At 39.5% G+C, this 21007-nt stretch carries 18 protein-coding genes and 2 pseudogenes; 17 read left to right on the plus strand and 3 right to left on the minus strand.

Features of this window, described 5'->3' with window-relative positions; genetic code table 11:
- Positions 1–522: pseudogene (locus ORD22_RS04065) on the plus strand (hypothetical protein); the annotation flags it as partial.
- A gap of 172 nt (positions 523–694) precedes the next feature.
- Entirely contained in the window at positions 695–1741 is a 1047-nt protein-coding gene (locus ORD22_RS04070; RefSeq protein WP_317644607.1) for an S-layer homology domain-containing protein, read from the plus strand.
- Positions 1742–1815: 74 nt separating this feature from the next.
- On the opposite strand, the pseudogene ORD22_RS04075 reads toward ORD22_RS04070, so the two are convergent.
- A pseudogene (locus tag ORD22_RS04075) lies at positions 1816–2091 on the minus strand (fructose bisphosphate aldolase); the annotation flags it as partial.
- The gene (locus ORD22_RS15150) at positions 2081–2233 is read right to left on the minus strand and encodes a hypothetical protein (protein WP_411567617.1); all 153 of its coding nucleotides are present in this window, start codon (positions 2231–2233) and stop codon (positions 2081–2083) included. The gene ORD22_RS15150 and the pseudogene ORD22_RS04075, both read right to left, overlap by 11 nt.
- A gap of 275 nt (positions 2234–2508) precedes the next feature.
- Between ORD22_RS15150 and ORD22_RS04080 the strand changes: the two genes are divergently transcribed.
- From ORD22_RS04080 to ORD22_RS04110, 7 genes are all read left to right on the plus strand, one after another.
- Positions 2509–5664, plus strand: coding sequence for a hypothetical protein (locus ORD22_RS04080; RefSeq protein WP_317644608.1), 3156 nt, complete (start codon positions 2509–2511; stop codon positions 5662–5664).
- A gap of 170 nt (positions 5665–5834) precedes the next feature.
- A complete protein-coding gene (locus ORD22_RS04085) occupies positions 5835–6461 on the plus strand; it encodes a nitrous oxide reductase accessory protein NosL (RefSeq protein WP_317644609.1) in 627 nt (208 codons plus the stop codon).
- Positions 6462–6520: 59 nt separating this feature from the next.
- The gene (locus tag ORD22_RS04090; protein WP_317644610.1) at positions 6521–7780 is read left to right on the plus strand and encodes a right-handed parallel beta-helix repeat-containing protein; all 1260 of its coding nucleotides are present in this window, start codon (positions 6521–6523) and stop codon (positions 7778–7780) included.
- Positions 7777–8226 carry a nitrous oxide reductase accessory protein NosL gene (locus ORD22_RS04095; RefSeq protein WP_317644611.1) on the plus strand — a complete coding sequence of 150 codons (450 nt, stop codon included), beginning with the start codon at positions 7777–7779 and terminating at the stop codon, positions 8224–8226. The genes ORD22_RS04090 and ORD22_RS04095 overlap by 4 nt, the downstream gene beginning before the upstream one ends.
- Positions 8223–9029 (plus strand): ABC transporter permease, encoded by an 807-nt coding sequence (locus ORD22_RS04100; RefSeq protein ID WP_317644612.1) that lies wholly within the window; start codon positions 8223–8225, stop codon positions 9027–9029. The genes ORD22_RS04095 and ORD22_RS04100 overlap by 4 nt, the downstream gene beginning before the upstream one ends.
- On the plus strand, positions 9026–9703 hold the full coding sequence (locus ORD22_RS04105; RefSeq protein WP_317644613.1) for an ABC transporter ATP-binding protein: 678 nt from the start codon (positions 9026–9028) through the stop codon (positions 9701–9703). The genes ORD22_RS04100 and ORD22_RS04105 overlap by 4 nt, the downstream gene beginning before the upstream one ends.
- Before the next feature lie 65 nt (positions 9704–9768).
- Positions 9769–9990 carry a small, acid-soluble spore protein tlp gene (locus tag ORD22_RS04110; protein WP_317644614.1) on the plus strand — a complete coding sequence of 74 codons (222 nt, stop codon included), beginning with the start codon at positions 9769–9771 and terminating at the stop codon, positions 9988–9990.
- 215 nt (positions 9991–10205) lie between these two features.
- Here ORD22_RS04110 and ORD22_RS04115 read toward each other — a convergent pair whose 3' ends face one another.
- Complete coding sequence (locus tag ORD22_RS04115; protein WP_317644616.1) at positions 10206–10961, minus strand: SDR family NAD(P)-dependent oxidoreductase; 756 nt, start codon at positions 10959–10961, stop codon at positions 10206–10208.
- A 1058-nt stretch (positions 10962–12019) separates the two neighbouring features.
- On the opposite strand from ORD22_RS04115, the gene ORD22_RS04120 reads away from it, so the two are divergent.
- The 8 genes from ORD22_RS04120 to groL all read left to right on the plus strand — a co-directional run bounded on the left by ORD22_RS04120 (position 12020) and on the right by groL (position 20947).
- The gene (locus ORD22_RS04120) at positions 12020–13537 is read left to right on the plus strand and encodes a carotenoid oxygenase family protein (RefSeq protein ID WP_317644617.1); all 1518 of its coding nucleotides are present in this window, start codon (positions 12020–12022) and stop codon (positions 13535–13537) included.
- 44 nt (positions 13538–13581) lie between these two features.
- A complete protein-coding gene (locus tag ORD22_RS04125) occupies positions 13582–15024 on the plus strand; it encodes an aldehyde dehydrogenase family protein (RefSeq protein ID WP_317644618.1) in 1443 nt (480 codons plus the stop codon).
- A 151-nt stretch (positions 15025–15175) separates the two neighbouring features.
- On the plus strand, positions 15176–16177 hold the full coding sequence (locus ORD22_RS04130; RefSeq protein WP_317644619.1) for a Bug family tripartite tricarboxylate transporter substrate binding protein: 1002 nt from the start codon (positions 15176–15178) through the stop codon (positions 16175–16177).
- 84 nt (positions 16178–16261) lie between these two features.
- Positions 16262–16714, plus strand: coding sequence for a tripartite tricarboxylate transporter TctB family protein (locus tag ORD22_RS04135; RefSeq protein WP_317644620.1), 453 nt, complete (start codon positions 16262–16264; stop codon positions 16712–16714).
- An 18-nt stretch (positions 16715–16732) separates the two neighbouring features.
- Positions 16733–18220, plus strand: a complete 1488-nt coding sequence (locus tag ORD22_RS04140) for a tripartite tricarboxylate transporter permease (protein WP_317644621.1) — start codon at positions 16733–16735, stop codon at positions 18218–18220.
- A gap of 47 nt (positions 18221–18267) precedes the next feature.
- The gene (locus tag ORD22_RS04145) at positions 18268–18972 is read left to right on the plus strand and encodes an alpha/beta fold hydrolase (RefSeq protein ID WP_317644622.1); all 705 of its coding nucleotides are present in this window, start codon (positions 18268–18270) and stop codon (positions 18970–18972) included.
- A gap of 34 nt (positions 18973–19006) precedes the next feature.
- Complete coding sequence (gene groES / locus ORD22_RS04150; RefSeq protein WP_317644623.1) at positions 19007–19291, plus strand: co-chaperone GroES; 285 nt, start codon at positions 19007–19009, stop codon at positions 19289–19291.
- A 33-nt stretch (positions 19292–19324) separates the two neighbouring features.
- Entirely contained in the window at positions 19325–20947 is a 1623-nt protein-coding gene (gene groL, locus ORD22_RS04155) for a chaperonin GroEL (protein WP_317644624.1), read from the plus strand.
- Positions 20948–21007 lie beyond the last annotated feature (60 nt).

A 21007-nucleotide genomic window follows, 5' to 3' on the forward strand; every position in this document is an offset into this window, starting at 1 on the left:
GTAATGAATGGGATGGGTGCGAATATTTATGTGATTTTGCCTGTCCATGACCAGGCGGAAATGAACAGCCCAGAGAAAGTAGATAAGCCTTGCGGTGACGCGGTTTCTGAAGTCGTTTTGCAGAAGGAAGCTTCTTTCTTTAAATCTAAAAACAGTACACAAAGACAAAAGACGTCTCATCTTGCAGATGAAAAGTTATCCACAACGTTATATTCGAAAATGAAGGACTTGCTTGCGTTAACTGGAGATACGTCGAAGGCAAGAGATCTATTTGCGATTTATCGTTCATTGTCGGGTCGTATGTTACGTTTTGAGATTCATCAAGGGAAAGAGAAGTTGTTTGAAGAATTGGCGTATCGTGCAGCGAAGATTAGTGTGATGGCGACGAAGACGAAGAAAATTCGTAATGTGGCGGGGTATTTTAGTGGTGTGTTGAGACAGTTAATTTCTGATGCATTGTTTGAAAATATTCATGAAGAGTATTCGGTGTCGGTGGATGATTTTTATTTACCGATTTATTAAGTTGAGAGATCACGCATGTTGAAAAATAAAGATAGTATGCAAGAAGCATATCGACGTTGTGCAAATTGATAACTTTCTCAAAGGATTCCCGAAAACTATTTTTAATTCAACTAAACTCCAATTCAACGTGCTATAGTATCTACATCATAAAATGAAGTGGAGTTGACTAGCTATGAAGAGAGTTTTCGCAATAATTTTAACACTTGCTTTATTAATATCTGCAGTACCACAAACAGAAGCCGCGTCTAAAGTATTTGCTGATGTTCCGAATAATCATCCGAACTATACGGCTATTATGTACTTGTTGGAGAATAAGGTGATTGAGCCGAGTGCACGTTTTGGTTTGAATGATAAGGTGACGCGTGAAGAAGTGGCGGTTATGGTAGCCAAGGCTACTGGGTTGAATGGAACGAAGACGAAGACGAAGTTTAAGGATGTGCCGGCAAGTAGATATTCTTCGGGCTATATTAATTCTGCGGTAAATGCGAAAATTATTAATGGCTATCCTGATGGAACGTTTAAACCGACGCAAAAGGTGACGAGAGGCCATATGGCTGCTTTTATTGCGAATGCTTTTAAATTGACGAAGGAGAAAGATATTCGATTTAAAGATGTTAAGAAGGGTTCGACTTCGTATCATGCGGTTCGTAAATTGGCATACGAAAATATAACGTCAGGTTATCCTGATGGTTCGTTCAGGCCGAATGAAACACTAACTCGTTCACATATTGCTGCATTTTTAGCTAGAGCGATGGATCCTGCGTTTAGACCTTCACAACCTGTTACAGTGACGAGAGGAATTCATTTTGGTATGAATCCTACACAAGTGAAAAGTATCGAATCTAAGTCTCCTGCAGTGCTAATTGTCGATGAAAAAGATGGAAATGCAACTATATTAATCTATAGCACAACGAAATATAATTACAGTACGGATTTAATTTATTACTTCGAAAATAATAAATTACAGTTTATTGGCTATGATTTTATGAGTGGTGAAGAGTTGTATCATGATTCAGATGAGTTATTTGCGATTTATAGTGAACTGAGTGAAAATGCGCAACGTGAATTTGGAACGGATTTTTATTATGAGTCGGATGGTGAGTATTCATTTAGTTCGGGATGGGATAAAACAGGCTATGTTGTATTGCTGACGGTACATGACGATGAGTTAAGTACAACTGCTAATTTACTATATTTACCGCATTCACTGTTGAAATAAAGTTGTTAAGAAAGAGGAATTGCAAAAGAGTAGTAGCTGATTTTATGAGCTACTACTCTTTTTATCTACAATAATTAAATAGATTTTACAGCTTTTTCAAGTATGCCGTTAAATTTATCGTCTGTCTGGTTTATATTCAAGCCTTGGCTTAATGCGCGGGAGAAACTAGCAATAAGTCCGTCGTTCGCTTTCAGTTTTACATTCGTGACATCTGTTGAATAGCTTCCAGAAAGCGCGACGACACGTACGACGCGGGGATGATCAATCCATTCTTTATATAGGTTCATTTCTGTTGGAATCGTCAATTTCAGCATGACATTTTCATTGTCTTGAAGCGGGTTAAGAGGCTTGTATAATTTCGCCTTCGTTCGAGTAGGACTCTTGTTGAACGCCATAAGCGAGTAAAGCTGTAGGTGTACTGCCCCCACTTTGGTCAAGAGCTACAATAAATCCTTCACCATTTTTTACTATGTCAAATTGCTTTTCATTCACATTCATTACTCCTCTTGTAATCGGTCTCTTCTGACATAGTAGCATGAATGTGATTTCATACGATAACAAAGTGAATAATCAAAAGGTCGCCTAATTTCGAATGAATTAGTTCTTATCTCACTGACATACTATTTTTATAAACTATAATTAGATACTTATAGTTAAAAAGTTATATTATATGATATAATTATTCATAGAATTCATCTAAACTTTATTATAGTAGTAAATATAAAGCGCGATCGCGAGGACGTCGCAGATTAGAGAGGAGTTGGAACATGAAGAAAATTTATGCAATCGTAGCGTTTTTACTAGCAATTCTTCTACTGCCAGTTGGCTCCTGGTTTATTGGAAAAAGCAACTCGCTACATGTTGCAATTATTAATAAAGTGGCAGTGGATGATTCGTATCAGGATCATTTAGGAATTACTTGGGTGCTGAACCACTTTAAAGTGAAAAAATCGACTCAACAAGTCTATGATCCGGCGCGTGATTTCTATGGTGCTTTTATAGGTGGAGATGACGATAATGACTTTTATCCATTGCCGAGCGATTATACGAAAACGGACGTTATCTATCTTGCGAATACAGTGAGGGATAATTCAAAGAATCTAGCGAATAATGTAAGCGGAGGTTTAGAAGAATTAGAATGGCAAAGAATTCATAGACGCTTAGAGATGAAAGAACCCTCTCTTTTCATAGCGGAAACGAATTCAATATCTTCACCAACAACGGAGAAAGTACGTACTCAAGTAACGAAGCAAGTAGGAGTTGAGTGGTCAGGTTGGAAAGGACGTTATTTTGATGTAGCAGATCCACTAACAAATAAGGAAATCCCTCAGTGGGTACGTGATAAGTTTCAAAATAAATGGACGTATAAAGGCGCAGGTTTTTTATTATTGAATGAAGCCAAAGGTTCTGTCGTGTTATTGGAAACAACTAAACACGTGTCTAATGCAGGAATAGATTTGACTTTTACAGAAGAAGGAAATAAAGTTTTCGGACTATCAGGCTCCCAACGATATGATTCTTGGTTCGATATGGTGACACCTGCTAAAGGCGCACAATCAATCGCTCGCTATGATTGGTCACTGACAGACGAAGGCGAGAAAGTTCTCAAGGACAAAGGAATTCCAACGCAATTTGATGCAGTCATTCGAAATACAAAAGGTGTTTCTGAAAATCTATATTTTGCAGGAAACTTTAATCGACTTAACGACCCGCCTAGTGTATATCAGATGAATGGAATTCAGCACCTATATAAACTAATCAAAGGCTCGTCTGATGAATCATTTTATTGGTCGACATATGTACCTATGATGAAAGCGGTTCTCGAACAATTCGGTGAAATTGAAGAAGCAGTAGCGATTGAAGAACCTATTCAAACTGGCATACAAATGAATTCCCGTATGAATGGGAGATATCTTGAAATTTTGCAAGATGGTGAATGGAAGCCGATGATTATTAAAGGCGTCAATATAGGGATGGGTAAGCCAGGTGCATTTCCTGGAGAAGCTGCTATTACAGAAGAGGAATACTATCGTTGGTTCCAACAAATCGGTGAGATGAATTCTAATACGATACGTGTCTACACATTGCATCCACCTGGTTTTTATCATGCATTAAAGAGGTATAATGAAGGGCATGATCAACCGCTCTATGTGATGCACGGAGTATGGATTAATGAAGAAAACCTGGAAGAGTCTTTGGATGCGTTTGAGGAAGAGAATTTGGAAGATTTCCGTAAAGAGATGAAACAACTTGTAGATGTCATCCATGGAAACGCAGATGTACCGCCACGTCCCGGTCACGCGTCTGGTGTTTATAATTCCGATATATCACAGTGGGTATCTGCTTGGATGATCGGTATTGAATGGTATCCGTTCATGGTAGAAAATACAAATAAAATTCATCCGGATCTTGGAGAGTATAAAGGTAAATATTTCGAGACAAAAGGTGCGCAAGCGTTCGAATATTGGCTAGCGGAACAGATGGATATTCTAGTCACGCATGAAGTGGAAAAGTATAATCAAATTCGACCAATGAGTTTCGTGAACTGGGTAACGACGGATCCCTTGACTCATCCGTCCGATGCAACGGGTCAAGAAGATATTGTTTCAGTTAATCCCAATTTGATATATACACTTGATGAAATGGAGAAGGCAGGACAGTTTGCTTCATATCACGTTTATCCGTATTACCCAGATTTCCTAAACTATGAAAAGGTGTATCGGGAATATATTGATTTTAGAGGGAAGAAGAATAACTACGCGGCTTATTTAAAAGATTTACATGAGGCGCATCGGATTCCAATCTTAATCGCTGAATTCGGTATTCCTGCCTCTCGCGGGAAAGCACATGAAAATCCTTCGGGTTGGAATCAAGGCTTCATGTCAGAAAAACAACAAGGGGAAGTGTTAACCCGTCTATTTGAAGATATTCTACATGAGCAGATGATGGGTGGACTTGTATTCTCTTGGCAGGATGAGTGGTTTAAGCGTACGTGGAATACGGCAGATTATGACAATTCTGATCGACGACCATATTGGTCGAATATCCAAACGAATGAGCAGAAATTTGGTTTAATGAGTTTCGAAGAGTTAAAAATTAAAATTGATGGAAAAAAAGATGAATGGCCAAAAACGCCGATGTACGAGAAGCAATCAGGTTTATTGGAAAAACTTTATGTCGATCATGACGAAACATATTTGTATGTTCGTCTAGATTATGATGAGAAAAGTCTTAGTGAAAATGATTTCCCGATTATTGTATTTGATACAATTCCCGGGATTGGTAATAAACAGATTGACCGAGTGAATGATATCCGTTTTACGAATGGTTTGGAGTTTGTTGCAAAGCTGACAGGAGAAAAATCTCGTATGCTCATCAACCCACATTATGATTTATTCCATTATGATTATGGAAAAGATGTAGGTTTCATTCCTGACTCTGCAAAGAAAGATATGACAGGCCAGTTCGTGCCGATGCATTATGCATTAAATAGAAGGTATTTAATAAAGAATGAAAATGTCATCATTCCTTTTAGTTCCTATGAAACAGGAAAGTTAAGAGAAGGTAATGGTAATCCGGATTCACCAGACTACGACTCTTTAACGGATTATCGTATGAAAGATGGTTTACTAGAGCTACGTATTCCATGGCTGCTACTGCAAGCAAAAGATCCTAGTATGAAAGAATTCACAGGTGATCTTGATAAAGGTGGTACCGGATCAAGCACTATCATTGAGGGAATTCAAATAGGTGCCTTACTTACTACGAAGGACGGGGAAGTGCTAGATTCATTTCCACAAGTAGAACAAAAGAAAATCGGTCCTTTGAAGAGTTATACATGGAATAATTGGCAGGAACCAATGTATGTGGAACGTTTGAAACAATCCTATTATTATTTGCAGAAGGCATTTGAAGATAATTAAATGAACGAAGACCACAGGTAAGCACCTTTATACGGGTGTCATTACCTGTGGTTTTTAAATACTGTAAACTGACTATAAAACTTTTCAGTTACCTCACAATCATTTCTAACTTACTTCACACTTAGCTGATAAGATAAGAATTATCAAAAAGGAACAGGGGGATTTTAAAGATGAAAAAGTTAGGATTATCTGTATTGATGATGGCAGCATTAGGGTTAGCAGCATGTGGAGCAGATGAAGAAAATGAACAGGCGGAACAGCCAGAGGAAGTGGAGGCGCCAGTTGCTGTAGTAGAATCACCAGAAGCAACTGAACCAACTGAAAAAACAGAACTTGAAGAAATGATGGCGAAGTTGGAAGAGCCTACGGAAGATACGAAGTGTGAAGTATGTGATATGGACGTCTATATGAAGGATCATGAAATGGGCATGTTTTCAGCTCAAGCGATTAAAGCAGATGGATCGAATGCGTTTTATGATGATATCGGTTGTCTGTTAAATGCAGAACTAATTAATGAAGAAGAAAATACGAAATTTGTTCGAGACTTCGATACAAAAGAATGGGTCAAAGTAGACGATGCAACGATCGTTAAGACAGATTTGAAATCACCAATGAATTGGGGGTATATCTCATATGTTGAATTAGCCGATGCGAAAGCTTATGTGGCGAAGCATGAAGGTGCAGCAATTACGGAATTGGCAGTAATTCAAAGTGAAGCAAAAGAACGTTACGAGCAGAAGCAAATGAAAATGAGCTCGGAAAGTAGCCATGATATGCACAGTGAGCATGACCATTAATCTAAAAGGGCAGACTAGGGGAAAACTCTAGTCTTTTTGCTATTTGAAGAGGTGATAAAGTGAAGAAACTCTTGTTTGTGGCTTTCTTTTGGTTCGCGCTTGCGATGCCGACAGAAGCTTCTACATTGCAGCAACAAATCGACGATGCTGCACCAGGTGCAACGATTACAGTAGAAGGTGAGCATACGGGGAATTTTATCATTACTAAGCCCTTGACGTTACTAGGTGAAAAAGGTGCGGTTATTCATGCGGAAGGGTCGAATCCAGCGCTAACGATTGAGCAAACACAAGATGTCGTAGTACGCGCACTTGCGTTTACCGCAAAACAGCGAGCGGTAGTCGTGAAAGATGCGGAACATATAGTTATTAAAGACGTGCGTGCAAAGGATATGAATATCGGTATTCAAGTGCATCGTACGAAACATGTGGAAATCGAAGGGGCAATTATTGAAGGACCCGAAGGACATTATGCGAAAAAAGGAAATGGACTGGCGCTATTTGAAAGTGAGGACTTGAAGATCCATCATAATTTTATCACCAATGTTCAGGATGGCTTGTATATTGAGGAGATCAAGGGAATCCATGTGTATGATAATACAGTATCGCATAGTCGCTATGGAACGCATTTTATGCATACCGATGATGGATTGATCGAAAATAATATGTTTGAACACAATGTGACTGGTTTGATGGTAATGATGGTGGATGGTTTTGAAGCGCGTCATAATGGTTTGCGCTATCATCATGCCCTTAATGGTAGCGGTATGTTGCTATATGATGTGAAAAATGCCAGTATTTCCGATAATCAGTTACTAGAAAATCGCGTCGGTTTAGTGATGCAGACTTGCGAAGCGATAGAAGTAGAAGGGAATTATTTTGAAGTGAATCAAACGGCTATCGAAGCGACGCGTATAGACGACGCAAGTATCGTTAGGAATAATACGTTCACAGGCAATATATTAACCGCGCGTTCGGATCAAAAAGGCTTGTCTTTACGAGCAAATACTTACGACGATTATGAGGGAATCGATGTCGATGAAGATGGCTATGGCGACACATCATATATGGCCTACTCAAGTTTCGGGCAATGGATGGTTCGACAACCCGCCTATCAATATTTCGTCGCGTCACCGAGTGTGGAATTATTAACAAAACTCGATAGCCAAACGAAAGTGGAACAGCAAGTACTAGTGGACGAAAAGCCAAGAATAATGACGCAAAGGCGTGAGACGTTACCGAGAAATTATAGACAAGTGATAGTCGGTGGGATGATCGTTTTTTTGATAGGTTTGCTATGGAAAAGGAGTGTGAGACAATGAAAAAGTGGTTGGTAGTAGGCGTATTGATGCTTGCGGGATGTGGCGAGAAAAGTTATGAGCCACATGCGATTAATGAAGAAACGGATATTTGTGATATATGCAATATGTCGATTGTCCATCAAGAATTCGCAGGACAAATTATCGAGAAAAATGGTGATTATGAGGTGTTTGATGATATTGGTTGCTTGGTTGAGAAATTAACGCGGAATGAGCAACGTGCAGAAGATATAGGTGCTGCATTCATTAAGGATGCTGATACGAATGAATGGATTAATGTATTTGAAGCAACCTATTTGTATGATAAAGAATTTTGGACACCGATGAATTATGGTGTGCTTGTTTTTGGAGATGCAGCAGACGCAAAAGCGTATCAAACAGAATCCGGTACAGGTGAATTATTTAGTTTTGCCGATTTACAAGACTTTAAATGGGGTATTCACCAATGATGTTGATCCAGCTAGAGTGGAAACAGATGCTCAGAAGTCGTTGGATGCAAATGGTCGGCTTACTCTTCACCTTTGTCTTCACGACGATTGTAGTTATTCAGCAAATTGCGTTGCCTGATGTGGAAGGATTTTCAAGGCAGACCGCTTCATTTTTAAATTTATTATTATTTTTATTGCCGTTATTTATTTTGGCGATTGGTAGTATGAGCGTGGCAGGGGATATGGAGTCGCGCTGGTTATCGCTTCTAAAAACATATCCGATTACGATTCGACAATACATACTAGGGAAATTCGCTGCTTTTGTATTAGCTTTTTTACTAATTGTCGTGTTGGCATTTGGTGTAGTACTCATGTTGGGTGGTTTTCTAGGTGGTGTCAGTTTGCCGCCAATATTCATTGTAATTACCGTGCTTAGCATCTTAATTTTTTCAGCGCTGGCGGTTTTGATTGGCGCGCTGGCAAAGACTCGTTTGTACGCGTTAGCTTTAGCACTTGTCGCCTGGTCATTTTTCTTATTGCTCGTGTCGTACGCATTGATGGCGCTAGGAACTGTCGTCGCAGGACATTTGCTACAAAAAATTACTGTTGTAGTGATTCATTTGAATCCAGTGGAGTGGCTACGCTTTGGTTATTTAGTATTTGCAGGACAGGCAAGTGTTCTCGGTCCATCTTTTTTTGAAATAGTGAAGTTTTATGAGTCCACTGCAGGTCATTTCGTTTATGTAGCAGGTACGCTTCTGTGGATCCTAGTACCGCTCACTCTAGCGGGGCTACTTCTAAATAGAAAGGGGAGAGTCGCATGATTTTGGAAGCGAAAGCACTTGCTAAACAATATAAAAATGGACGTGGCCTACATGAAGCGACCTTCACATTGCGTGAAGGTACAATCTTAGCGCTAGCCGGTGGAAATGGTGCAGGAAAAAGTACACTTATTCGTTTATTGACAGGGCAAGATAAAGTAACGGCAGGTGAATTGCTATGGCACGGGTCGAGCGAAGTGCGCTATATGCCAGATGATGTGGACTTTCCTTCAACATTAACAGCGGAAGAAATTTTACGATTGCTTGCCTCCCTAAAAAAAGTGGGTACAGAGCAACAACAACGCGTACTCGAGCGGGTGGGGCTATGGGACGTTCGTAAACAACGCGTGCAACAATTCTCAAAAGGTATGCGACAACGTCTAAACTTGGCGCAAAGTTTACTGGGGGAAGGCAAGTTACTAATTTTAGATGAACCGACAAACGGCCTCGATCCGTACTGGATTGCCGAGCTGAAAAAAATGATGACTGAAGAACGTAACAAAGGCTGTACTGTTCTTTTTTCAACGCATTTACTAAACTTTGCAGAACAATTGGCAGATGACGTCCTCATTTTACACGAAGGGACTGTGCTAGCAACTGGACCAATGGACGAAGTCTTACGAACAAACGGAGCCGCAGATCTTGAACAATTATGGCTAAAGAAAATAGCGGAATAAATAATTCGTAATGAAATGGGGATACTACATTATGTAGATCGAAACAAACGAAAGGAGGCTATACAATGGCTAAAAACTACCCCAAACCGAATGATCCCGCGGACAATAAAGAACGACTCAACAAAACGATCAGCAATATGGAGGCTGCTGAAGAAGCGATGAAGTTTGCGACAGGCGAGGAACGTAAAAAAATCAAACAGAGCAACGAGCGAAGAGAAGAAAGTATACAGGATTTAAAAGATGAAATTCACGAAGAAGACCAATCGAGGATTAATGGCTATATTTAAAGTGAAAAACCATCTTGCGTACACGCAAGATGGTTTTTTTACTCGTACTAAATTGGAAATTGCTAAAGAGTCATCGACTGTTAAAATTGAATGTTGCGTTTAGTAGGGTAATCAATCGCCGTTTAATTCAGCGAATACAATCCGACTCTTCATTCAGTAGGTGACAGTAAAAATTAGTTTTACCAATACTTAGCATAGCCTTAAATAAAATTGTATTATTTCAGACGTGCACCGCCGCCGACTTCCAATACTTCTCCTGTTATATAAGATGCGTATGAAGAAGTGAAGAATAGTACAGCTCCAGCTAGGTCTTCAGGTTTGCCGACGCGCTTTAAAGGGATTTCTTGTATTAAATGTGGATATCTCTCTTCTACATTTACTGCGTGGAAATTAGAATCTACTAGACCGGGAGAGACACCGTTAACACGGATATTATCAGCCGCTAATTCTTTAGCAAGTGCACGCGTCAATGCGTCCACGCCACCCTTTGCCGCTGTATAAGCACTTCCACCAATAATACCGCCATTGCGAATAACACTTGAACAAAGGTTAACGATTGAAGAATTTTCAGATAACTTTAAGAGTGGCAGCATTTCTTGTGTGACCAGGTAAACAGATTTCAAATTTACGTCACTATGCAAGTCCCACTCTTCATCCGAAATTTCTGCAAAAGGTTTCTTTATTAAAGAAGCCCCTACGTTGTTTACTAAAATATCCAGTTTACCATATGTTTTTTCAATATGTTCTTTCATTTTATGAACAGCATCTCTTTTAGAGACATCAGCAGCGACAAAACTAACATCCGTTCCTTGTCGCTTCAATTCTTCCGCGAATTCCAAAACATCAGGTGTTTCGACTAAATTGTTTAGAACGATCTTTGCCCCTAATTTAGCATATTCATTTGCTATTGCTTTTCCGATCCCACTTGCACTTCCTGTTACTAATACGACTTTATCTGTAAATGTATACATGTAACGACCTCCTATTTTGAAAAACAATTCCTTATATGAAATTTAGTTTAAGGTATAAAAATAGAGTTTGTCAACACAAGATTGAATTTTTACTCATTTTGATTTCACTTTCAATCTTTTAGAATCTACAATACTGACAACATACATCAATGAACTTCTATTGAAATATAAGGAGAGCCACAGTTTAGATATAAAGCGATACAAGTATTCGTAAAAATCATTTCATTTGAATTTTCAAAATAGGTATTGACGAAATGATTTTTGTTATGTATATTTCTAGTTAAGAGGTTGAAAACAATTTTCACAAGCGGAATATATTAGTTTTTAGAAGGTGTAAGAAATTTTGAAAACCTTTATGTAGAGGTACAATAATCTGCTGTTGCAAAAAAGACATGGACATGGCAGTAGTATATACCAGTTCAGGATTCGCAGTAGTTGTCTTTGAAGTACAAGCTATAGCGGTGGTCATGTTCAATTTATTGCGACAACGGATCATCGTGTGAAATGTGTTGTATTACAAGTACCTATCATTAGCGACACGCTAAGTTCGTTACGGAGGGTACCGCAAGTACACATTTCTACATTATTCAAGGTGTTCTCAAAAGATCGCATCGGACGAATGAAAGGTTATAAACCTTTCGTTAGAAAATTAGTATCTTTCAATAGTGAGGATCGACCCGTTTACAACTTAGATCAAGCGGTTACATGGTATTCTGAAGTGGGGGAGAGATTGCCCTACTAGAAAAATAGAGTAACTTTTCGTTCTGTTGAGTATACGAAATCGTATAATCCTAGTTTTTATTTTGCACTTGTTATACTGCTCTTAAATAGTAGGAACAACGATTATATAGACATCGACTCACTTAGCATTGCAGACTTTGCAAACGTATGCAAACGCTTTAGTGCCTGAAAAGTTGACGCTTCTTGATGTGGGGCATTTTGATCCATATATTAAATACTTTTCAACTTCGAGTAGTGAAGTAGCACAAAAATTTACCAAGCATTTAAAGGTAAATTCTAAAGACACTATTTCATAAAATATAAAAGGAGTGGACAAATTGATTAAAATACACCAAAAAGTGAATGTGACAGTTAGCCAGGACACAGATAACCCGTATTTGAAAGGTTTATTTGAACCAGTTGATACCGAATATATCGCAAATACAGACAGCTTGAAAGTTGTCGGAGAAATACCTAAAGACTTGAATGGTATGTATGTTAGAAACTCACATAACCAAGCACACGAACCACTAGGAACGTACCATCCATTTGATGGAGACGGCATGGTGCACTCCATTCGTTTTGAAAATGGAAAAGCTGAATATCGAAACCGTTTCATTGAAACAATTGGTTTCTTAGCTGAACAAGCTAAGGGTGGAAAATCATTATGGCCAGGTATGCTTGAGCCGCATTTGGAAACTTACCGCGGATGGGGCGCTATGGGCACGATGAAAGATAACGCAGGTGTGGATGTTATGGGGCATAACGGAAAAATCATTGCTTCGATGTCACAATGTGGAGAGCCATACCAATTAGACCCTTATACATTAGAAACTGTTGGAACAGCGAAGTGGGGCAGCAAGTTAATGCCTACTGGTATCTGTTCTCACTTTAAACTAGATGTAGACACGGGAGAATTAATGTTCTTTAACTTTAGTGAAAACTTCCCATTCATGAACTACGGTGTTGTCGATAAGAATGACCAGTTAGTTCACTATGAACCAATAGAATTGCCTGGACCAAGATGGCCACACGATATGGGGATTACGAAAAACTATACAATTCTTCATGATTTACCATACCATTTTGATCCGGAAGATTTAAAAGTGGGCGTGCGTAAGCTGAAGTTCTTCCCGAATCAGCCGAGCCGTTTCGGTGTTGTTCCAAGAAGAGGAAATAACTCACAAGTTAAGTGGTTTGAAGCTTCTCCTTGCTTTATCTTACACCTATCTAACTGTTATGAAGATGGTGACGAAGTGATCATGGATGGCTGTATCCAAGACAACCCTGGGAAACCAGCAGTAGGTGTTCAAGACGGTAATCCATACGATCGCATCCGTAAGCATTTGGACAAGCACCATACAAGAACACACATGTACAGATGGCGCTTCAATATGAAAACTGGTGAGACTAAAGAAGAAGTATTAGACGATGAAATTACAGAATTCCCGGTAGTTGCAAACCAAACAGTTGGTAAGCCATACCGCTATAGCTATAACGTATTGTTTAAAGCTGGAGATTGGCATATGATGGGCATTAAGAAGTTTGACTTGTTCACAGGCGGTCAGCAGCGTTATGAGTTTGGAGATAATCGCTTCGGTAGTGAACCAGTAATTGCACTTCGCAAAGATGCGAAGAGTGAAGATGATGGATACTTACTGACATTCGTCACAGATATGAATACACTTTCTTCTGAATGTATCATCTTGGATGCAAAAGACCTCGCTGCAGGCCCAGTAGCAATTGTTAGTCTACCGGCGCGTATTACAAACGGAACACACGCATGTTGGATTGAACAGGAACGTTTAGATGGTGAAACAGCTCATTCAAAATCCATAGCAAACGTTACACACTAAGTAATCGAAGACATCTATAAAACGAATGAAAGTCGGGTGAGGGAATGACTGCTTTACAATCTGAAAATACACTTTCGGTTCGTAATCCACGTACAGGTGAAAAAGACTTTACTATTGAAGCGATTACTGAACAAAAACTAGCGGAAGTTTGTACAAACATTCGTAAAGAACAAGTCGCTTGGAATGAACTAGGCGTTGATGGACGAATTAAAGTTCTCGAACAATGGAAACAAGTTTTGATTGAAAATAGAGAAGCGCTTTTGGACGCAGTTTCAATTGATACAGGACGTCGAAGAGAAAGTACGCGAGAAGTGGATAATATCGTGAAGTGGATCACTAAATGGAGCTTAGTTGCTGAGCAGCAACTAGCTCCCCTCACTACCGATACTTCACTACCTACTGTAAAATCGACAACAGATTATTCACCATATCCAGTGATCGGTATTATTAGTCCTTGGAACTTCCCACTATCCTTATCATTAATGGATGCAATTCCAGCACTATTAGCTGGTTGTGCAGTTGTTGTGAAGCCAAGTGAAGTCACACCGAGATTTATCGAACCGATGCTAGCGACAATTCAACAAGTTCCGGAGCTAGCTAAAGTTTTCACTTATGTAGTGGGAGCGGGCAACATTGGAGCTGCGATGATCCAGCATATCGACATGGTTTGTTTCACAGGTAGTACGGCTACAGGTAGAAAAGTAGGAATAGCAGCTGCTGAAAAATTCATTCCAGCATTTTTAGAGTTAGGTGGAAAAGACCCAGCGATTGTTACGGAAACAGCAGATTTGGAACGTGCGACTTCCGCTATTCTAGTAGGTTCTGTTCTCGGAGCTGGACATCAGTGCTATTCAATAGAAAGAATTTATGTAGCAGAGTCGATTTATCCTCAATTTGTTGAAATGTTAACTGAGAAAGCCAAACAGATTAACGTCAACTACCCTGAAATCGATAAAGGTGAAGTCGGCCCGTTGATTTTTGAAAAACAAGCTGACATCATTGCTGATCATATTGCAGATGCAAAAGAAAAAGGTGCGACAGTACAAACAGGTGGTAAAATCCAGAAGCTTGGCGGCGGACTTTGGTGTAAGCCGACAGTGATCTCAGATGTTGATCACTCCATGAAAATTATGAATGATGAAACATTTGGTCCTGTCATGCCAATCATGCCATTCAAAACGATTGAAGAAGCAATTGAGCTAGCGAATGAATCTCCTTATGGATTGAGTGGAGCAGTATTTGCCGGAACGAATGAAGAAGGCTTGGCGATTGCAAGAAAGCTAGACGCAGGCGGAATCAGTATTAACGATAGCGGATTAGCACCTTTCTTCATCGGGGATCGTGATGTGGCAGAAAAGAATGCCTTTAAATCATCTGGTTTGGGTGGATCAAGATTAGGTACAGACTCGATTAAACGATTCGTTCGGAAGAAAGCTCTTCTATGTAATCATTCAAATGAAGCTTCTGCATGGTGGTATACAAAGTAAGTAGAGGAAATGCAAGATTCACAACACCTTTAGATAGGTGTTGTGAATGTATTGCCTACTAGTTATATTCAAGTTTATTAGTAGAATGCTTTTACACAAAAATTGAATATCCAATTAATTTAAAATTACATACAAGAATAGGATGACAACGATGAAAAAGAACATAATCTTCATACTAGCAGCACTTATGCTGATCATCGCAGGTTGCTCTTCAGGCAAATCTACAGATGACGCTAAAGAATCGTCGGGAGGAAGTACTTCTGAGTATCCAAAAAAACCACTTGAATTAGTCGTACCATTTTCGCCAGGTGGTTCAACAGACGTATTTGCTCGTGCAGTTGCAAAAGAACTTCCCGCATATTTGCCGAATAAACAACAAGTTGCAGTAATTAACAAGCCCGGAGCGGGAACGACACTTGGTTTAACGGACGTAGCAAAATCTAAACCTGATGGGTATACAATTGGTTTTACAACAAGCTCTGGTCTTGATATTCAACCAGCTTACGGAAAAACTGCTTACAAACCCGAAGATTTCGCACCAATCATCAAAACTTATGAGTTAAACTCAGCAATCGTAGTAAAGAAAGATTCTCCATTAAATACGTATGAAGATTGGTTGGCATATGTTAAAGAAAATCCAGGTAAGTTCACGTATGGAACATCTGGTGGTACAGGTAGTGGTGGACATATCGCGATGGAAGATTTAAGTAAAGAATTGGGTGTTGAAACGAAGCACGTTCCATTTGAAGGTGTTGCAGACGTTATGAACGCAGTTATGAGTGGTCAAATCGAAGGTGGACAAATGCGTCCAGACACAGATGTGGGTGGAGACTTGAAGCCATTACTTTTCACAACAGATTCAAAAGGCGTAACTGATTTCTATAAAGACACACCGAATACAACAGAACTTGGTCTACATGCAAGAAGCGAATACTATGCAGGTTTCATAGCTCCTAAAGGTACACCGGAAGAAATTGTTACGATTTTACATGATGCGATTAAAGAAGTAATGGATCTACCACAAATCAAAGAATTGATGGAAAAACAGAACTTAGTAGTTTCTTACGGTAATCCGGAAGAATTCGCAACAACAATTAAAGATGCTGTAGAACGTAATACAGCAATCATGGAAGACTTGGGATTGATAAAGTAATCTTGAAAAAAAGTAACCATCACACCAGTCAGTATGTGATGGTTACTTCCTTTAGTAACTAGCTGTCTTATAAGGAGTGATCAAATGAGCAAGAAAAAATTAGATATTTCCATTCTCGTCGTAATCATCTTGATGGGGATTTATTATATCTTTACTGCTGTAAAAGCAAATGAAGGTACACCCGAGGGAGAACTCGGATCAGGATTTTTCCCTATCATTCTTGGAGTGGCCCTTATCGGTTTTTGTCTAGTTAGTATTTTGAAATGGCTTAAGAAAACAGATGAAATCATTCAATTCGATGGTATGAAAAAAATTCTACTAACGCTTGGGATCATTATTGTGTATTTTCTTGCATGGGAATATATCGGATACTTCTACATCTTAACGTTTTTCTTATTGTTCGTGTTATTCACATTTTACCGTTGGCCAATGGCAATGAAAAAATCTCGAATGATCACTGTCAATCTTCTTGTCTCACTAGCATTAATGGCATTTATTTATGTTTTGTTCAACAACTTAATGTATATCGACTTCTAAAATAAAGGTGGAATTACTATGGACATTTCAGTACTTATAGCCTGCGGGGTAGCCATCTTTGTTGGTCTTTTCGTTGGTATGCTTATGGGAGCGCTTCCAGGGCTAGGGTTAATGTTAGCGATTTCATTGCTTTTACCCCTTTCCTATAATATGGACGCGCTTAGCTCAATCCTTATGCTTCTTGCTGTTTATCAAGGAGCTGAGTATGGTGGTTCAATTTCCGCTATATTACTAGGGATCCCGGGTACGGCCATGGCCGCAGCGACCCAATTGGATGGACAACCGTATGCAAAAAATAAATCACCCGGTAAGGCATTGGCATTTTCACTAACAGCTTCAACGATTGGTGGACTTTTCGGTGGATTAGTTTTAATCTTCTTATCTAAACCATTGGCTGCATTTGCTTTGAAGTTAGGGGAACCAGAATACTTCATGCTAGGTGTCATTGGATTATTAGCGGTAGCAGCACTAGGATCATCCGATGCAATGAAAGCTTCTATCTCGATCGTTCTAGGCTTAATGGCGGCTACTATAGGAATTGATATGTTCACAGGGTTACCTCGTTTTACAGGGGATATGTTGGAACTTTCCGATGGCATGAACATTATTGCGCTAGTTGTAGCATTGTTCGCTTTCACTGAAATTTTCAAAATGATTTCAGGGAATCTAAATAAAAAGCGGGAACTACTAGCGAAAGATTTAAAAGTAAAGCTAACGTTCAAAGAATTTAGAGGCGTTTCTAAATCCATAGGAATTGGTGCGACAATTGGATCGGTCGTCGGGATTATCCCTGGACTTGGAGCTAACGCATCTAGCTGGTTTGCATATATGGCAGCTAAAAAAACAGCAAAAAACCCTGAAACATTTGGGAAAGGGAATCCAGATGGAATTGTGGCACCAGAAGCCGCGAACAATGCAACAGTTGGTGGCGCATTGCTTCCATTGTTAACACTCGGTATTCCAGGATCTGCTTCTATTGCGATCATTGCAGGAGCATTCATCATCCACGGAATTCAGCCTGGACCACAAGTATTAAAAAATAATCCAGAGTTGATCAACGCGATTTTTATAGGTTTCATGTTCACAACAATTGGTATGTATATCATGGGGAGATTCATGACAGGTATGTTTGCAAAAGTATTGGTTTTACGTGAATCATTCCTTGTTCCAGCAATTTTAGTGTTCTCACTTATTGGGGTATATACATCCCAGAATGCACACTTTGATTTATGGCTGGCATTAGGTCTTGGAGTTGTTGCATATATACTTCGCATGCTCGATTTCTCAGTAGCCTATTTCATTTTAGCATTTGTTTTATGTCCAATTATAGAAACAAGCTTACGTAGAATGGTCATCTTATCTCAAGGTGAAATCGGTTTCTACCTAAATCGTCCAATCTTTATGACATTAGCAATAATCTCTGTATTGATCCTGATCCAAAGCTTACGCAACACAATTATCGCCAATAAAAATAAAAAGGCGATGAAAGAGAATACAGCTAATTAAATACAATAGAAGAAATTCATTTTAACAAATCATGAGGAGTGAATGTGTTGGTACAGAAGTTAGTATTAATACCAGGATTAAATAACACAGCTGAAACGTGGGATGGCGTAAAGAAACACTTGCCATCTACAATTGAAGCAATAGCAGTGGATGTACCCGCATTACCAGTTATAAGTGATATTGCGGCTGAATTATTAAAAGAACTTCCTGAACAGTTTTATGTTTGTGGATTTTCATTTGGTGGCTATGTAGCATTAGAAATGCTTGCACAAGAACCAGAGCGTATTTTAGGAATCTCTTTAATGGGGTCATTAACAACAGCAGATAGTGATGTGCAAAAAGAAAATCGTGCGAAGTCTATAGAGCGTGCGGAAAATGGTGAATACTTCGAAATGACCGAAGCAAATGCACCGAAAACATTCCATCCAGACAGTCTAGAAAATGAAGAATTGCTTAAATTGCGCAAGAAAATCGTTGAAGATTACGGTGCAGAAACGTATATTCCGCATGTCAAAGCAATGATTAGTCGTCAGGATCGTACACAAGTGCTAAAAGATGCTGCGATTCCGAAGTTGTTGATTGCCGGAGAATCTGATAAAGTGATTACTGCTGAAAAGATCAAAGAGGTTGCGGATCAAGTGACGGATGCGGAGTACACTACAATCTCCCATACGGGTCACATGATACCACTCGAGCAACCGGTCGTATCAGCAGAAAAGCTAGCGAGCTGGATCGGAAAAGTAAGTCAGTAATTATGAAAAATAATGTAATGGGGGCACGATGACTATGTTGAAACCACTTGGAGATCGTATTGTGATCGAATTAATGGAAGTAGAAGAAAAGACAATTAGCGGGATCGTTTTACCCGATTCTGCACAAGAAAAGCCTCAGCAAGGTAAAGTCATTGCTGTTGGTAACGGCCGTGTTCTTGAAAACGGACAACGCAAAGAGGTAGAAGTTACAGAAGGCGATCAAATCATCTTCGCTAAATATGCAGGAACAGAAGTGAAGTTTGAAGGCAACGAATACTTGATCCTTAATGAAAACGATATTTTAGCGATTATTGGGTAACTAAATAGAAGTTAATTGGAGGGGACAGGAACGATGGCTAAAGAAATTAAGTTCAATGAAGATGCTCGAAACGCAATGTTGCGTGGTGTAGATACATTAGCAAATGCAGTAAAAGTAACACTTGGACCTAAAGGACGTAACGTAGTTTTAGAAAGAAAATTCGGCTCACCATTGATTACAAACGATGGAGTGACTATCGCAAAAGAAATCGAATTAGAAGACGCATTTGAAAATATGGGTGCAAAACTTGTAGCTGAAGTAGCTTCTAAAACAAATGAAATTGCTGGTGACGGTACAACGACTGCAACGGTTCTAGCTCAGGCAATGATTCGTGAAGGATTGAAAAACGTTACTGCTGGTGCAAATCCAGTAGGTATCCGTAAAGGAATCGAGAAGGCGGTTTCTGTGGCTGTAGAAGAACTACGAGTTATTTCTGACGTCATCGATAACAAGCAAGAGATTGCACAAGTAGCATCTATTTCTTCTGGCGACAGTGAAGTAGGCGACTTAATCGCAGAAGCAATGGAACGCGTAGGTAATGATGGTGTCATCACAATTGAAGAATCAAGAGGTTTCACAACAGAGCTTGAAGTAGTTGAGGGTATGCAGTTTGACCGCGGCTATGCTTCTGCGTATATGTCAACGGATATGGACAAGATGGAAGCGGTTCTAGAAAATCCTTATATTCTAATTACAGACAAGAAAATCACGACTCCACAAGATATCTTACCTGTGTTGGAACAAGTCGTTCAACAAGGTAAACCACTAGTGATCATTGCCGATGATATCGAAGGTGAAGCATTAGCTACATTAGTTGTAAATAAACTACGTGGTACATTTACTGCAGTAGCTGTAAAAGCACCTGGATTCGGTGACCGTCGTAAAGCAATGCTTGAAGATATCGCTATTTTAACTGGTGGTCAAGTCGTATCAGAAGATATTGGTTTGGATTTGAAAACTGCTACTATTACTCAATTGGGACGCGCAGCGAAAGTTGTTGTTACAAAAGATGGTACAACAATTGTTGAAGGCTTTGGAGAATCAGATGCGATCGCGAGTCGTGTAGGAGCTCTTCGTGCACAACTAGAAGATGCAACTTCAGAGTTTGATATTGAAAAGTTACAAGAACGCCTTGCGAAACTAGCTGGCGGTGTAGCAGTTATTAAAGTTGGGGCAGCTACTGAAACAGAACTGAATGAACTAAGATTGCGTATTGAAGATGCATTGAATGCTACACGTGCTGCTGTTGAAGAAGGAATCGTAGCAGGTGGAGGAACAGCGCTGGTCAACGTTTACAATAAAGTAGAAGCATGCTTAGAAGAGACAGAAGGCGATGTAGCAACAGGCGTGAGAATCGTTCTACGTTCATTGGAAGAGCCTGTACGTCAAATTGCCAACAACGCTGGTCTTGAAGGTTCAATCGTTGTCGATCGTCTAAAGCGTGAAGAACTTGGTATGGGCTTCAACGCTGCAGATAATAGCTGGGTGAACATGGTACAAGCAGGTATTATCGACCCGACAAAGGTGACTCGTTCTGCATTACAGAACGCAGCATCTGTTGCAGCGATGCTATTAACTACAGAAGCAGTAATAGCGGACGTAGGTGGCAAAGACCCTATGGAAGGCATGGATCTAGGTCACGGTCACATGCATTAATTTAAGAAAGAAAAATCCCCAACCTACATGGTTTCATGTGGGTTGGGAATTTTTGATTTG

It is taken from the genome of Sporosarcina sp. GW1-11 (assembly GCF_033088395.1).
GTDB lineage: Bacteria > Bacillota > Bacilli > Bacillales_A > Planococcaceae > Sporosarcina.